The sequence below is a fragment of the Rhodopirellula maiorica SM1 genome (assembly GCF_000346295.1).
GTDB lineage: Bacteria > Planctomycetota > Planctomycetia > Pirellulales > Pirellulaceae > Novipirellula > Novipirellula maiorica.
In genome coordinates, this window is sequence record NZ_ANOG01000638.1 from 1 (window position 1) to 771 (window position 771).

The 771-nt window shown below is 50.2% G+C and carries 1 protein-coding gene; it reads left to right on the top strand.

Going from position 1 to position 771, the window contains the following annotated elements:
- Positions 1 to 115 precede the first annotated feature (115 nt).
- Positions 116 to 771 (top strand): sulfatase-like hydrolase/transferase (locus tag RMSM_RS20470; protein WP_008700525.1); only part of this gene is annotated, 656 nt, incomplete at its 3' end.

Genomic DNA, 771 nt, shown 5'->3' on the forward strand with positions numbered 1-771 from the left:
CCGCAGGCGACTCGTCCACGAAGGTGATTTCAAACCAGAAATCCATCTTCCCACAGTCTTGCAATACAAACATGAACTTCCTACTCGAGTGTTTATGCAACTAATGAAATCGATCATGCTTGCGTTATTAGGTCTAATTGCCGGTTCGTCTTTTTGCGCCGCAGAGCAGCCCAACATCCTGTTCATCATGGCAGACGACCATACGTCGCAAGGGTTTGGGATCTATGGCAGCCGTCTGGCCCATCTCAACCCGACGCCCAATATCGATGCGCTGGCGAAAACGGGAATCGTGTTTGACAACACATTCTGTAACAACTCGATCTGTACGCCCAGTCGAGCGAGTATTTTGACCGGTCAATATTCGCAGACCAATGGAGTTCTGGATTTGCACGGCAGCTTGCCGCCCAGTAAGCAATTCTTACCTACAGAAATGAAGGCTCTTGGTTACCAGATGGCTGTCATCGGCAAATGGCATCTCAAGGAAGAGCCTGCCAACTTCGACTATTACGAAGTATTACCGCTGCAGGGCAGCTACCACAACCCGGATCTGATCTGCCGAGAGGGTGGCACGCGAAAGGAAATCGTGTTTGGGAAACAGGGTGCCAGAGAAGTCAATGTCATCAAGTACCAGGGGCATTCGTCAGATGTCATCACGGACCGATCCATCGAGTGGCTGCAGAACAAGAGAGATAAGTCCAAACCATTTGTTTTGCTTCATCACTTCAAGGCTCCCCACGACCTGTTCGAGTATGCAGCTCGCTACGAATCGTA